We start from the raw sequence: 12,997 nt of genomic DNA, 5'->3' as shown, positions 1-12,997 counted from the left end.
TGCTCGCCGTTCGCCGCCTGGTGCGCGATTCCCCGCTGGGAATGGAGAGGGCGATTCCTGAGGCACTACACAGGTCCTATTGACGTTTGCTAGAAATTTGCCGAGCCTGCTTTCCGGCTCCGAGTTATCTCAATCTCGTCGGATTTGCCGGAAAGGTCGTGCCCTTTGTGTCCGCGTGTCGTAGGAACCTACAAACGTGTCGCCCTCATCGGGACGAACGGCGGGCCGCGCCCGGCTTGCGCTTCTTGTTGTGCACGCGGCTCTCGCCCTGTGGTCGCTGCTGCCGGAAGCGCGGCTGCTCCTTGTCGGCCTTCCGCTCGGGTGCGGGCGGGGCCGAGGGATCGGCGATCGGACGGCCGCTCGGGCGGCGGGCTCCCGTGATCTCGACGAGGCGGCGATCACCAGGGCGCACCTCGACGTCGGTGAGGGTCACCGAGGCGCGCTCCGCCAGCCGGGCCGCCTCCTCGCGGTCATCGGGGGTGACGATGGTGACGACCGTGCCCGAGGCGCCCGCTCGGGCGGTACGGCCGGTGCGGTGCAGGTAGTCCTTGGGATCCGCGGGCGGGTCGACATGCACGACCAGCGAGATGTCGTCGATGTGCAGCCCGCGGGCGGCCACATCGGTGGCGACCAGCACCGGGGCGGTTCCGTCGGCGAAGGCCGCGAGCATGCGAGTGCGCTGGTTCTGCGCCTTGCCGCCGTGCAGGGCGACCGCGCCGATCCCGATCTCGCGGAGCTTGCGCGCCAGCTTGTCGGCTCCGTGCTGGGTGCGCACGAACAGCAGCGTCCGGCCTTGCCGCGCGGCGATCTCACTGACCACCGCGCGCTTGTCGGGTCGCCGGACGTGCAGGGCGTAGTGCGCGATCGTCGGTCCTGCGGCGACTCTCCCGAGGTCGCCCGTGACCGTGCCGACCGGCAAGTCCGCCGCCGACCTGGTGCCCGGTGTGTTGTCTCCCGTGCTCGAGGTGGCCGAACCTGTGACCAGCGCCGCCGATTGCGCGCCCGACGCGGAATCCGCCGCGAGCGCGTCTGAATCCCGGCTTGCCGCAGCCGTATTCGCCACGTTCCCCGTGGTCGCGCCGATCGCGTGGGTGGCGGGATCGCGGAGATACTTCTGCACCAGCCCGTCGACGGTCTCGTCCAGCGTCGCCGAGAACAACAGCTGCTGCGCGTCGTCGGGCACCTTGTTCAGCAGCGCCGTGAGCTGGGGGAGGAAGCCGAGTTCGGCCATGTGGTCGGCCTCGTCGACGGTGACCACGCGAATGTCGGCCAGCTGCACCGCTTTCCGCCCGAGCAGGTCGGTCAACCGGCCCGGCGTCGCGATGACCACGTCCACGCCGCGCGCCAGCCGCTCCTCCTGCTTCTTGATCGGGAGCCCGCCGACCGCGGTGGCCAGGCGCAGGCCCAGCGACAGCGCGGGTTCGTCCAGTGCCGCCTCGATCTGGATCGCCAGTTCCCGGGTGGGCGCGAGGATCAGACCGCGCGGCCGCTTGGGGGCGCTCGGCGCACCGAACAGCCGCACCAGCATCGGCAATCCGAACGCCAGCGTTTTGCCCGACCCCGTCGCGGCCCGGCCCAGCACGTCGCGGCCCGCGAGAATATCGGGAACGACCGCGGCCTGAATCGGGAACGCCGTATCCATCCCGCCCCGCCGCAGCGCCTGCACCAGCACCGGTGGCAGACCGAGATCCGCGAATCGGGTCGGCGCCATGGATGTCGGTGCGGATGTCGGGTCGGTGTGGATGGTGGCCTCCGGATCGGGATTCGGCGTCGCCGCGGGCCCGCGGCGGGTGGGTGTCGGGTTCGGCGTGCTGCCGGACCGTTCGGCGGGCACGGCGGAACCGTCCGCGCCCGAGTCGGATTCGCGGGCGGGTGGAGCGGGTTCAGGCACGGCTGACCAGGCGGCTGACCTCGACCAGCCAGGGGATCGCGACGGCGAGGGTCGGCACGACGAGGATGGCGGCGGCGGCCAGGTAGGCGGCGACGGCGATGCGCAGGTCGCCGATGGGACCGGCGAGGCGCTGGATGCGGATCAGGGTGCTGGGTCCGCCCGCGGCCATCGCGCCCTGCGGCGCGGGTGAATTCGAACAGGCTACCAGCGCGCGGGCCAGCGGGGTGGGGCCGGTGACCTTGACCGCGGAGTCGTCGGCGAGCAGTTCGATGAGCAGTTTCACCGAGTCCAGCGCGGACTTGGAGCGGACCACGCGGGGAAAGGCCTCGTGCGCGGCGGTGAAGGCTTCCAGCACCAGGTCGTGGCGGGCGCGCAGGTGCGAGCGTTCGTGACTGACGATGGCGGTGAGTTCCTCGTCGGTCAGATTGGTGACCGTGCCCTGGCTGAGCACCACGCGGCGGCGCAGCCCTGGCAGGCAGTAGGCGATCGGTTCGGTGGCCGCGAGCACCCGGATATCGGCCGATTTGCGTTGCACGCTGGACTGATCGAGCAGATCGACCAGCATGCGGTGGCGGGCGCGGCGGCGACGGGTGTGGATCCCGACCCGGATCACCGACCAGATCAGCCGCGCCCCGACCAGCAGGGTGAGCGCGAACACCAGCACCAGGCCCAGCCACAGCGGCAGGCCGAGGACATCGATTTCCTTGCTGGGGGTGGTGGTCGGCCGGCCGTCGGGGCCGGGGACCAGCAGGCGGGAGGCGATGGCGAGGCCGGAGCCGAAGGCGCTGAGCACCGCGGCCAGCGCGATGGCCTGCCAGAGCACCAGAGCGGCACGGGGACTGCGGAAGGGCCAGGTGGCCCGGGAGAGCAGCGCTGGTACCGGTCCCGCCAGTAACAAGGCGAGACCGGCGAATACCGGCGCTGTCCAGTCCATGTCCTCAGCTCACTGCGTTGTGGGGCTCGGGCCGAGGGTACAGCTATTTGGACTCGGGTTTGTCCTTGCGCGCCACCTCGGTGGCTTCGAGCTTAGCGAGTGCGGCCCGCAATGCGTCAGCCTCGTCGGCGCCGACCTGCTCGACGAAGTGCACGAGCGCGGCGCGGCGGCTGCCCACCTCGTCCGCCTGCTGCAGGGCGTCGAACATGAGGCTGGCGACGAGTTCGTCGCGGGTGTGCACGGGTGCGTACCGGTGTGCGCGGTCGTCGCGCTGCTGGACCACCAGGTTCTTCTTCGCCAAGCGTTGCAGAACGGTCATCACCGTGGTGTACGCGAGTTCACGACGCTCAGCGAGGGCTTCATGGACCTGCCGGACCGTTTGCGGTTCGTCGGCCGACCACAACTGGTCCATGACCGCTTTCTCGAGTTCACCAAGACCTGCCATCCCACCAGCTTACGGAGGCAACGACAGCAATGCGTACTACAGGTCGTCGTAACCGGCGGGTTGCTGGTGTGGGATTCCTCATACGATGACGTGACGATTGCCGATCGGCACGATCATGGGCCGCCCGGACACCGGATCCTCGAGCACCTCGGCCCGCAGATTGAACACATCCAGCAGCAGCTCGGCATTGATGATGTCCGTCGGCGCGCCCTGGGCCTCGATGCGGCCGTCGCGCATGACGATCAGGCGGTCGCTGTAGCGGATCGCCAGGTTCAGGTCGTGCAGCACCATGACCACGGTCCGGCCCAGGTCGTCGTGCAGGCGGTCGACCAGGTCCAGCACCTCGAGGGCGTGGGTGAGATCGAGGTAGGTGGTCGGCTCGTCGAGCAGCAGGATGTCGGTGCCCTGGGCCAGGGCCATGGAGATCCACGCGCGCTGGCGCTGGCCGCCGGAGAGCTCGTCGAGGGTGCGCCCGGCCAGGTCCGCGATGCCGGTCTGTTCGAGCGCGGCCAGCACTTCGGTCTCGTCGTCGGCGGACCACTGCCGTAGCCACGACTGGTGCGGGTGGCGGCCGCGGGCGACCAGGTCGGCGACGGTGAGACCCTCGGGCGCGACCGGCGTCTGCGGCAACATGCCGACCACGCGGGCGATGTCCTTGGTCTTCATGGTGGCGATGGCCTTGCCGTCCAACAGGACCCGGCCCGCCTTGGGGCGCAGCAGCCGGCCCAGGGAGCGCAGCAGGGTGGACTTGCCGCAGCCGTTGGGGCCGATGACGGTGGTGATGAGACCGGGCTCGATGTCGACCGAGAGTCCGTCGACAATGATCCGCTCGCCGTAGCCGAGAGTGAGGGATTCCGCAGCGAGAGTCACAGTGCCACCTTAGAAGTCGCGGGAGCCGACGTCGAAGTCACAGTGTCGCCTTCCGGTTGGTGCGAACGAGCAGATACAGCAGGAACGGTCCGCCGACGGCCGCGGTGACCACACCGACGGGCAGCGACACCGGAAACGCGGTGCGCGCGAGCAGGTCCGCGCCCACCACCGCGATTGCCCCGACCAGCGCGGACGCGATGACCGGTTCACCGGGTGTGCGCAGCAGCCGCCGCGCGATCTGCGGCGCGGCCAGGCCCACGAAGCCGAGCGGGCCGACCGCGGCGGTCGCCAGTGCGGTGCAGCCGACCGCGGCGGCGATGAGGATCGCCTGCTGGGTCTGGATGCGGACGCCCAGAATGCGGGTGGTGTCGGTGCCGAACCGCAGCGCGGCCAGCGTGCGCGCCGACCCGGCGGTGACGAGCAGCGCCACACCCAAGCCGATCGAGGCGGGGATCAGGCTCGACCAGTCGGCCATGTTCAGCGACCCGGTCAGCCATTGCTGGGCATGCGCGGCGTCGGTGAGCGTCGCCCGCGTCAACAGCCAGCTCACCACCGACAGCAGCGCCGCGTTGACGCCGATGCCGATGAGCACCAACCGGAATCCCATCACCCCGGCGTCCCCGGACGCGGTCCGTCCCCAGGCCAGCAGGTAGATGAGCACCGCGGTCAGCAGCCCGCCCGCCAACGCCGCCCCCGAAACTCCGAGTGCCGCAGCCGTCCCCGTCCCGGCCCCGCCGAGTCCGACCAGCACCGCGACCGCGCCGACGCTCGCACCCGAGGTGATCCCGAGTAGATCCGGGCTGGCCAGGGGGTTGTGCAGAATCGACTGCGTCACCGCGCCCGCCAGCCCCAGCGCCGCCCCGACCACCACGGCGGTCAGCGCGCGGGGCAGCCGCGAATCCATGATCACGAACCGCTGCGCCCGAGTCCCCCCGCCGCCCAGCACATCCAGCACGCGCCCGACCGGAATCCGGAACTCGCCCACCGCGATGTCCAGCGCGAACAATCCGAACAGCAAGGCCGCCAGCGAGATCACGGTGATCAGCGCCATCGGACGCAGCACGGACGAGAATCCGCCCGCCCGGACGGCGGGTCGAACCGCCCGCAATCCGTCCGCTGCTGCGGGGTTTGCCGGTGAGTCGCCCGAGCTCACAGCGTCGGGGGCGGTATTGGGAGGTGTCGGGAGTGTCACAGGCTCACCAGCTTTCGGCGGCGGACGAGCAGGAGGAAGAAGGGTGCGCCGAGGGCGGCGAGGGTGACTCCGGCCTGGAGTTCGCCGGGGCGGGCGATCAATCGGCCCGCGGTGTCGGCCAGCAGCAGGACGATCGCGCCGAGCAGCGCCGAGTAGGGGAGCAGCCAGCGGTAGTCGGGGCCGGTGAACGCCCGGGCCAGGTGGGGGACGATCAGGCCGAGGAAGGCGATGGGTCCGACGGCGGCGGTGGCCGCGCCCGCGAGCAGGACGACGGCGACCAGGCCGAGGGCGCGGCTGCGGGTGATGTCGACGCCGAGACCGCGGGCCACGTCGTCGCCGAGGCCGAGCAGGTTCAGGGTCGGAGCGCAGGTCAGGGCCAGGATCGCGCCGACCACGAGGAACGGCAGGACCTGCCGGAAGGTGGTGGCGTCGTGCCCGGCCACGTCACCGACCACCCAGTAGCGGTAGGTGTTGAGGGCCGTCCCGTCCAGCAGGACAACGATATTGGTCATGGCCTGCAGGAACGCGGTCACGGCCGCGCCCGCGAGGACCAGGCTCAGGGGGCTGGCCTTACCGCCGCCGAGGGCGGAGATGCCGAAGACGACCGCGCCCGCGAGCAGCGCCCCCGCGAAGGCGAACCAGATGTACTGCGCCGGGCTGGTGAGGGCGAGCAGGTGGATGCTCAGCGCCGCGAGGAACGCCGCGCCCGCGTTGATGCCGAGTAATCCGGCGTCGGCGAGGGGGTTTCGGGTGTAGCCCTGGATGAGCGCCCCGGCCATGCCGAGCGCGAGTCCGGTGATGAGGGCCAGTCCGGTTCGGGGGAGCCGCAATTCGCGCACGATCTGGGCGGCGGTGTCGGTGGCCGGGCACGAAAGCGGCAGTCCACCAGGGCAGATGAGCGCGTCGTAGACGGTTCCGAGTCCCAGATTGCGGGTACCCAGGGCGATGCTGGCGGCCAGTGCGCCGAGCAGGAGCACGGCTAGAACGAGAAGTCCGGACAGACGTCGCCGTCTGGTGGTGACTACGGCGGGCACGGTGACGAACTACTCCTGACACGTTCTATGGTCGATAAGTCTGGTAAGCCTAACCTATCTTCTCGTACGCGTTGTCCATGCTCCACGCCTTTGGTCCCCACATTGGCCGAATAGTCGATGAATGAGGAGGTTCGATGCTCGAACCCGTAACCGTGTGCCCGCCGCGCGATTCCAGGCTCGCCTTCGGGACGGCCTGCCACCGCCTGCGCGCCCTGCAACCCGACCACCCGCGTGTCTACGCCGTCGCCGCCATGGTCGACCAGGGCAAACGCAGATGGTGGCGACTCGCCGACGGCATCCGTGAGGGCCGCATCGAGCTGATGTACCGGCGCCACGCCGCGGAGATGAGCAACGCCGACATCGCCGCCGAGGTGGTGGCCACCGCGCTGATCCACGCGGTGGTGGGCCGGGTGATGGCCATGGTGGTGTCGGAGGGCCGCGCCTGGGATCCGGGCCTGGAGAACCTGTGGATCCACACCGACAACGACGGCGGCATCGACTGGGCCGGTCTGTCCGACACCACCATTCGTGTGCTGGACGGCAACCGGCTCGTCGGCGAGGACGGTGTGGTGGCGCTGCCGTGCGAGCCGGCGCTCTACGTCTGGCTCGCGCACCGCTGCCTGCCCGCGCTGACCCTCATCCAAGAGGCGATGACGCACTGCTCCGGGCTGAGCGTGCGGCGCTTCTGGGGGCTGGTCGCGGAATCGGTGGTCGGTGCGGCGACCTACGTTCCGGCCCTGGCCAATACGTCCTCCACCGAGGGCGCGCGTCGTGGCCAGGCCATGCTGGCGGCCTTCGAGGACCGGGGTCTACCGGTGCGCCGGGTGTGCGTCAGGTAGGCCTGCCGGTCCGCCCGAAAGCCACGCCACCGGTTTGCTGTAGCCGTCGATTTGATCATGCATCGCGCCCGCCGGGGTCTCGCAAGTAGACTGTGCGGCAATCGATCTTGATGCATTGACGGTGCAATTCGTGGACCGTGGCCGAGGACGGGCGGGCCATCTGCACGATGGTGTGCTGCCCACTTGCCGCTGCTACTGTTCCGACCGCGGTGCGGGTATCCCGAGGGGTGCCCGCACCGCGTCGTCGGATCGAACTGGTGGAGGCGTGGATGGCGGTCGTGTTCGATACCGCGGCATTGGCCCGGCACGAGCGCGCGGACGCCCTGGCCGCCGTCGCCTCGGAGACCGTGGCCGCCGCCGACGTCCGCTTCGCCGATCGCGGCCGGGCCCACGGGCGCATGGAATCGTGGCTGTTCGGGCCGCTGGAAGTCTTGCGGGCCGAGACCACGGGGCTCGACGTGCTCCGGACCCCCAAACATGTCCGGACCAGCCCGGCGGGCCTGTTCTCGGTGACCAGACAGGTCGGCGGCACGCGTATCCACGAGCATTTCGGCATTCAAGAGGCGCTGGCACCGGGGGATTGCGGGGCTGTCGACCATGACAACCCGTTCGTATCGGTGATGCGCGGCGCCTCGATCAGCGTGAGCTTGCGCATGTCGGTGGACGAGCTGGAGCTGCCGGGCGACATCGTGCGCAGCGCGGCGTTGAGTCTGCGCCGCAGTCCGCTGTGCTCGCTGGTGTCGTCATTCATGGCCGATCTGGTGGCACGCGCCGACACGATCGAGAACGATCCAGGCGCTGTCGATCTGGGGCGCGCGGGCGTGGATATCGCTCGCGCACTGCTGTTGTCGGCGGCCGGGGCCGAGCCGGTGGAGGGGATCGGGGCGGGACTGCCCGCTCCACTGCTGCTGCGCCAGATGGAGACCTACCTGCGACTGAACCTGCGCCGTCGCGACCTCACCGCGGCGGAAGTCGCCGCCGCGCACCACATCTCGGTGCGCCGGATGTACCGGCTGTGGGCGGATCAGGGGCTGTCGATGCAGCAGTGGATCATCGGGGAGCGCCTGGAGCTGACGCGCCGCATGCTCGCCGATCCGCGGCACGCGGAGCGCACCATCGGCTGGATCGCGCGCGCTTCCGGATTCCGCGACGCGAGCCACTTCACCCGCCGTTTCCGCGCCGCCTACGGCGTCGGCCCGAGCGAATGGCGGGCCGAGGCACGGGGTGTCGGCGGGTCGGTGAGCTAGCCGCTCAGGCGGTCGCGGCGGCGTAGCGCCAGTCGCGCGGGGTCATGCCGTACGCCGCCCGGAACCGGCGAGTGAAATGCGTGGCGTCACGGAAGCCGACCGTGTGGGCGATGGCGCTGATGGTGCGTCCGCCGTGGGCCGGATCCACCAGCAGGGCGCGGGCCGCGGCGAGGCGTTCGCCGATGATCCACTGCTCCAAGCGGATTCCGGCGGTCGCGCACAGTCGGTACAGGTACCGGGCCGACATGTTGTGGGCCGCCGCGATCTGCTCGACCCGCAGGTCCGGATCGTTGAGGTGGCGGCGCACATAGTTCTGCACCTCGCGGACCACGGCCTGCTGATGCGCGGGAGTCTCGTCGCCGGTGGCGGGTCCGGACGCCGAGAGCAGCAGCGCCCGCACCATTTCCACGCAGCACTGGCCGACCATGACCGCGGCCGGGTCGCGTTCCAGGGCTTCGGCGCCCTCGATGAGCTCGGTGATCTGCCCGGCGGCCATATCGTGGAGGGGGCTGTGCCGCAGCCGTCCGGTGGCGGCGGCCAGGGTTTCGGTGGACAGTCCCAGCCGATCCCGCGGCACCGCGATGCACCAGGATTCGCCGATGCCGTCCCAGCCCACCTCGAAGGGGGTGGCGAAGTCCCACAGGGCGCATTCGCCCGGGGCGGTCACGGTGTGGCGGCCGTTCTGGTAGTGATGCCGGACCGCCTGCTTCTGCAGGACGACCGCGACCGCGGACGACGGTGTCCGATGGACGTGCGCGGGTGTACGCCGCACGCGGACCGCGGAGATCTGGATCCGGTGCAGGGTGGCCACGCCCAGCCGCCACTTCTCGTGGCGGGTGATGACGCGTTCGGGTGGATCGAGCAGTTCGGCGTCGACCTGGAGAGCGACCGATTTCGCGAGGTCGGTGACCAGGCCGTGCCGATTCTCGATCGGGTACGACTGCGCGTCCAAAAGGACAGCCATCTCAACTCCCCTCGGAACCCGCCCCTCCCGAGTCCCAGTTTCGTGCTGAACAATTGCGAACCGCCTGATTTTAGAAAGTTCACGGCAAACTCCATGCATGCGTGAGAGGGGCATTACGAGGACCGCAGTGCTGAAAAGTCGTGCAAAAAGGACCTGCCGGTCAATCGACCAGTGAATTCGCGCCGGAGAATCGGCTCTCGGTGCCACGTGCGCGGCACGCAGAGGCGACAATCGTGCGCCCACAGCAAAACTGCGGGCGGCGTCCGACGTGTCGAAATATGCGTCAGCTAACGCTTGGTGAGCCTTCGATTCGCGTGCGCTGTGGGCCGATTCGAGGCAGGCAGGGCACGCCCGCCGCGCGGTCCGGACCGGGGACGCCCGAGCGACCGCAGGGCGCGCAGCGGCCCCTGTTCCGGATGATGATGGGGCCGAAGTACGGCGGGTTGATCCGTGAGGATCGTGCTGTGCCGGTGCGGAACTCGATCGGTTCGAGTGCTTCCGCGGGATCCGGAGGGCGGACCAGGTCGGGCCGATGTCAGGGCGTCGATGCCCGCCGCGTGGAGAACATTCCACGCGGGGTTCTTCTCGCGGCCGGCCGGGTGATGGACCCCTGCAGGTGGGTCTTCACCGACGGCCGGCCGCGGGGGTGGAACCGGGCGGGGAGGCGGCTCACTGCGTCGCCCGCCCGGATTCGACCCTAGGGTTCGCGGCCACGGGTGCCCATGACCGTCAGTGCACAGATTTCGACTCAGAGTGTCTGCGCGCCATTCGTTTCCCCAGCCGCGCCCGGTGTCAAACCGTTCTGTCGCTGTCAGCCGATTGGCTGGCACGTACAGCACCCTTTCCTCCCGGGGCGTGCACATAACTTGGTTCGTGGTCGGGGTCACAGTCATGGCCGAGAGAAGCGGGAGAAGCATGACGAACAGGCAAGGCGTAGTGGCCATTTCGATCGAGCAGCCGGAGCTGCGGGGCCTACTGGTATCGGATGTCGACCGCGCCGCTGTGCAACCGCCCAGCTTCGGTGCGGTGCTGCGGCGGTTGCGGGACGAACGCAGGGTGTCACGGGAGCGGCTGGGTATGGCGGCGGGCGTCAGCGCCAGCTACATCACCCACCTGGAACTGGGCCGCCGCGGTCGGCCCACCCAAGCCGTGGTGGAGGCCCTGTTCGGCTGCCTGAATCGAGTCCACCCGGTCTCGCACCGCTCGCGTCGTTTCCTGTTCGACCTGGCCGGGTTGCCGGACCCGGCCGCGCCGGAACTCGACGAGCTGCGTGCGGCCATCACCCCGGCGAAGCTGCGCCGGCTCGACCGGCTCGGACCGGATCCCGCCGGATACTTCGACGCCCGCTGGCATGTGCTGGCCTTGAACGACGCCGCCCGCCAGGCCTTTCCGGGACTGACCGTCGGCGGCAACTGGCTGACCTGGCTGCTGGCGGACCCCCGCGCCAGGACCGCCCTGCTGGATCGGGATGCGGCGGCGCGTGCCTCGGTGGGGGTCCTACGGGCCCGCCTCGCGGCGTTCGACGTCCCCGACTGGTCGGGGGAGTTCCTCGCCGAACTCGGCCGGAGCCCGGAATTCCGGCGGTTGTGGTCGCAATCCCAGGACCTCGAGTCCCCCGGTGACCGCATCGTCCGATTACGTGATCGCATGGATACGTCCATTCCCGTCGACGTCCAGCTCTACGACGTCGAGAGCGCCCGGTACCCCGGCTGGATCCGCATGCTCTGGGGCATGACCGACCTCGACGCCGACTAGGGCGTGGCTGGCAAAGTCTTTGGTCCAGTCGATGACCGCGCGTGCTCGATACAGTGCTCGAATGCTCATTTCCGCTGACGTGCTCGACATCCTGGACCCGATGTCGGGTCTCGTCTTCGCCGGCGAGGCGGGCGGGCGTCCGACTTTCGCGGTGTGGCGAGACGGGGCGGTGCGTCTGCTCGACGACAGACTCGCCGAGAACGCGCAGCGGGTGCTCCCTCTGGAGGGTGACGTCCGCGTCCTTGCGGCGTCCGGACTGGATCTGCTCGTACTCTCCTCCTCCGGTGGGCTCGTCATCGCCGGAGGTGAAGTCGTCACGGTGGCCGGAATACCCGCCGACGCGGCTGCGCTGCTGGGCGGTCTACTCGCCGTAGCTGTCCCGAACGGCGAGAGACACCGGCTGCTCGCGCTCGATCCCGCGACCGGGGCGATCCTCGACGACCAGGCGATCGACGCCGATGATGCTCGCGCTTTCCTGCATCTTCATCCAGTCGAGGACACGGCGATTCTCGAGCTCGCGATGGGGCAGGATGGCGTTCTCGCCTATCGCGTCGATGTCGAGGGTTCGCGCCTACATATGACCGAGATCCTCGCAGGAGAAGACCCGGTGATCGGGGGCTTCAGCCCCTCGGGCGCAAGGCTTCTCATCACCCCGTATCCCAGTGATCCGGAGACCGTGCGGATGCTGTCGTGGCCGGATCTGAAGGAGATCTCACGGCTCGAGGCGAGTGATGTCGACGCCGAGTGCGGTTTCGGGCTCGCCGGATGTTGGATCAATGACGACCGAGCCGCCGTGTACGCGACCGAGGACGCACTGATCCTCACCGACGAGAACCTCGGCTCGCCCGAACGCATCCCACTGCCGATCGACTTCGTCGACGAGGGGGAGATCGAGAGCTTCACCCCTCTGGGTTCGGGGAAAGTCGCCATCGGCGCGTGGACGCCCGCCGGCCGACTCACTCTCGTCGTATCGATCACCGATCGCGCCCACGGCGGACACGATGCCGGATCGGCGCGCCCCGGGAAGTAGGGGCAAGCCGATTTGTTGAAATTAGAGCTTTTCACTTCCTGTGGGGATAGCTTTCTTCGGACTCGTCGTTCGAGGTCGAAGTACAGGAGGCGCAGATGACTTCACGTGTTGGGCTGGACCGCCGGATCGGTTGGGGCGTTAGGGCTTTGGCTGCGGTATCGGCCCCGGTACTGGTGTTCGCCGCCCCGGCCACGGCCGGATCCACCATGGGGGAGGTCACCATGAAGCAGTCGAATCTGCAGGTCGGATGCGCCTACGAGGTGAACAGCGGTTCCCTGTACCGGTTGCGTGCCGGTGACCAGGCGAGGGACAACTTCGCGGGTGGCGGCCTTGCGGTCACCTTCTTCGACGATGGGGTCACCATCGGCACCGGCACGGTGGGTGGCGACCCGAACGGGTGGGGTCAGGCGAAGGTGTCGTGGACTCCGAAAACCGCTGGGCAGCACGTTCTCACCGGAACGGCGCAGAGCGGCCCCCTCTCGGAGCCCTTGGTGCCGTTGACCGTGCAGGTCGGCCCGGCCACGAGTACAGGCAGCTTCGGCTGCTTGCCCAGCATCTTCGGCTGACGCGAAAAGAACTGGCCGGCATTCGAGATGCGTCAGTTCCCCGGTAACGCTTCGGATGGCCGGGCTCAGCCGCCACCCCAATACGAAGGTGGTGGGCTCTGTCGACCGATCACTCTCGACAGAACCCACCACCGGCAGGGGATCGGGGGCCACCGCAGCCCTCGGGGCCTCCCACGATCCTGACGCCGCAACCGAGTATAGGTCAGGCTTACCTAACTAGCAAGCGGCTC

12 protein-coding genes are annotated in these 12,997 nt (G+C 69.3%); 5 read left to right on the top strand and 7 right to left on the bottom strand.

What is annotated here, in order from left to right:
• Positions 1 to 205: 205 nt before the first annotated feature.
• The 6 genes from ACQP06_RS20810 to ACQP06_RS20785 all read right to left on the bottom strand — a co-directional run bounded on the left by ACQP06_RS20810 (position 206) and on the right by ACQP06_RS20785 (position 6,366).
• Complete coding sequence (locus ACQP06_RS20810) at positions 206 to 1,711, bottom strand: DEAD/DEAH box helicase (protein ID WP_433673389.1); 1,506 nt, start codon at positions 1,709 to 1,711, stop codon at positions 206 to 208.
• Positions 1,712 to 1,883: 172 nt separating this feature from the next.
• On the bottom strand, positions 1,884 to 2,825 hold the full coding sequence (locus tag ACQP06_RS20805; RefSeq protein ID WP_357085127.1) for a M56 family metallopeptidase: 942 nt from the start codon (positions 2,823 to 2,825) through the stop codon (positions 1,884 to 1,886).
• 43 nt (positions 2,826 to 2,868) lie between these two features.
• Positions 2,869 to 3,270, bottom strand: a complete 402-nt coding sequence (locus ACQP06_RS20800; RefSeq protein ID WP_357200740.1) for a BlaI/MecI/CopY family transcriptional regulator — start codon at positions 3,268 to 3,270, stop codon at positions 2,869 to 2,871.
• Positions 3,271 to 3,348: 78 nt separating this feature from the next.
• Entirely contained in the window at positions 3,349 to 4,140 is a 792-nt protein-coding gene (locus tag ACQP06_RS20795) for an ABC transporter ATP-binding protein (protein WP_433666171.1), read from the bottom strand.
• Positions 4,141 to 4,177: 37 nt separating this feature from the next.
• Positions 4,178 to 5,203, bottom strand: a complete 1,026-nt coding sequence (locus ACQP06_RS20790) for a FecCD family ABC transporter permease (RefSeq protein ID WP_433666170.1) — start codon at positions 5,201 to 5,203, stop codon at positions 4,178 to 4,180.
• 125 nt (positions 5,204 to 5,328) lie between these two features.
• Positions 5,329 to 6,366 carry a FecCD family ABC transporter permease gene (locus ACQP06_RS20785; RefSeq protein ID WP_433666169.1) on the bottom strand — a complete coding sequence of 346 codons (1,038 nt, stop codon included), beginning with the start codon at positions 6,364 to 6,366 and terminating at the stop codon, positions 5,329 to 5,331.
• Positions 6,367 to 6,500: 134 nt separating this feature from the next.
• Here ACQP06_RS20785 and ACQP06_RS20780 point away from each other — a divergent pair, with 134 nt between their 5' ends.
• Both ACQP06_RS20780 and ACQP06_RS20775 read left to right on the top strand, forming a co-directional pair.
• Positions 6,501 to 7,205 carry a hypothetical protein gene (locus tag ACQP06_RS20780; RefSeq protein ID WP_433666168.1) on the top strand — a complete coding sequence of 235 codons (705 nt, stop codon included), beginning with the start codon at positions 6,501 to 6,503 and terminating at the stop codon, positions 7,203 to 7,205.
• Between the two features lie 209 nt (positions 7,206 to 7,414).
• A complete protein-coding gene (locus tag ACQP06_RS20775; RefSeq protein ID WP_433666167.1) occupies positions 7,415 to 8,452 on the top strand; it encodes a helix-turn-helix domain-containing protein in 1,038 nt (345 codons plus the stop codon).
• A 4-nt stretch (positions 8,453 to 8,456) separates the two neighbouring features.
• On the opposite strand, the gene ACQP06_RS20770 is transcribed toward ACQP06_RS20775, so the two are convergent.
• Positions 8,457 to 9,416, bottom strand: a complete 960-nt coding sequence (locus tag ACQP06_RS20770) for a helix-turn-helix domain-containing protein (protein WP_433666166.1) — start codon at positions 9,414 to 9,416, stop codon at positions 8,457 to 8,459.
• Between the two features lie 915 nt (positions 9,417 to 10,331).
• Between ACQP06_RS20770 and ACQP06_RS20765 the strand changes: the two genes are divergently transcribed.
• The 3 genes from ACQP06_RS20765 (at position 10,332) to ACQP06_RS20755 (ending at position 12,767) form a co-directional block, all read left to right on the top strand.
• Positions 10,332 to 11,171 carry a helix-turn-helix transcriptional regulator gene (locus ACQP06_RS20765; RefSeq protein ID WP_433666165.1) on the top strand — a complete coding sequence of 280 codons (840 nt, stop codon included), beginning with the start codon at positions 10,332 to 10,334 and terminating at the stop codon, positions 11,169 to 11,171.
• A gap of 61 nt (positions 11,172 to 11,232) precedes the next feature.
• Positions 11,233 to 12,201 carry a hypothetical protein gene (locus ACQP06_RS20760; protein ID WP_433666164.1) on the top strand — a complete coding sequence of 323 codons (969 nt, stop codon included), beginning with the start codon at positions 11,233 to 11,235 and terminating at the stop codon, positions 12,199 to 12,201.
• 95 nt (positions 12,202 to 12,296) lie between these two features.
• Positions 12,297 to 12,767 (top strand): hypothetical protein, encoded by a 471-nt coding sequence (locus ACQP06_RS20755; RefSeq protein ID WP_433666163.1) that lies wholly within the window; start codon positions 12,297 to 12,299, stop codon positions 12,765 to 12,767.
• Positions 12,768 to 12,997 lie beyond the last annotated feature (230 nt).

Source organism: Nocardia sp. CA-136227 (genome assembly GCF_050955695.1).
Taxonomy (GTDB): domain Bacteria; phylum Actinomycetota; class Actinomycetes; order Mycobacteriales; family Mycobacteriaceae; genus Nocardia.
The sequence above is the reverse complement of the archived record's forward strand: the minus strand, read 5'-3'. Positions and strand labels throughout refer to the sequence as shown.

What these genes read in the sequence shown, in the direction of transcription:
- ACQP06_RS20800 (WP_357200740.1), bottom strand. Translation starts at nt 3,270, where the DNA reads ATGGCAGGTCTTGGTGAACTCGAGAAAGCGGTCATGGACCAGTTGTGG.
- ACQP06_RS20755 (WP_433666163.1), top strand. Translation starts at nt 12,297, where the DNA reads ATGACTTCACGTGTTGGGCTGGACCGCCGGATCGGTTGGGGCGTTAGG.
- ACQP06_RS20810 (WP_433673389.1), bottom strand. Translation starts at nt 1,711, where the DNA reads ATGGCGCCGACCCGATTCGCGGATCTCGGTCTGCCACCGGTGCTGGTG.
- ACQP06_RS20765 (WP_433666165.1), top strand. Translation starts at nt 10,332, where the DNA reads ATGACGAACAGGCAAGGCGTAGTGGCCATTTCGATCGAGCAGCCGGAG.
- ACQP06_RS20770 (WP_433666166.1), bottom strand. Translation starts at nt 9,416, where the DNA reads ATGGCTGTCCTTTTGGACGCGCAGTCGTACCCGATCGAGAATCGGCAC.
- ACQP06_RS20780 (WP_433666168.1), top strand. Translation starts at nt 6,501, where the DNA reads ATGCTCGAACCCGTAACCGTGTGCCCGCCGCGCGATTCCAGGCTCGCC.
- ACQP06_RS20760 (WP_433666164.1), top strand. Translation starts at nt 11,233, where the DNA reads ATGCTCATTTCCGCTGACGTGCTCGACATCCTGGACCCGATGTCGGGT.
- ACQP06_RS20805 (WP_357085127.1), bottom strand. Translation starts at nt 2,825, where the DNA reads ATGGACTGGACAGCGCCGGTATTCGCCGGTCTCGCCTTGTTACTGGCG.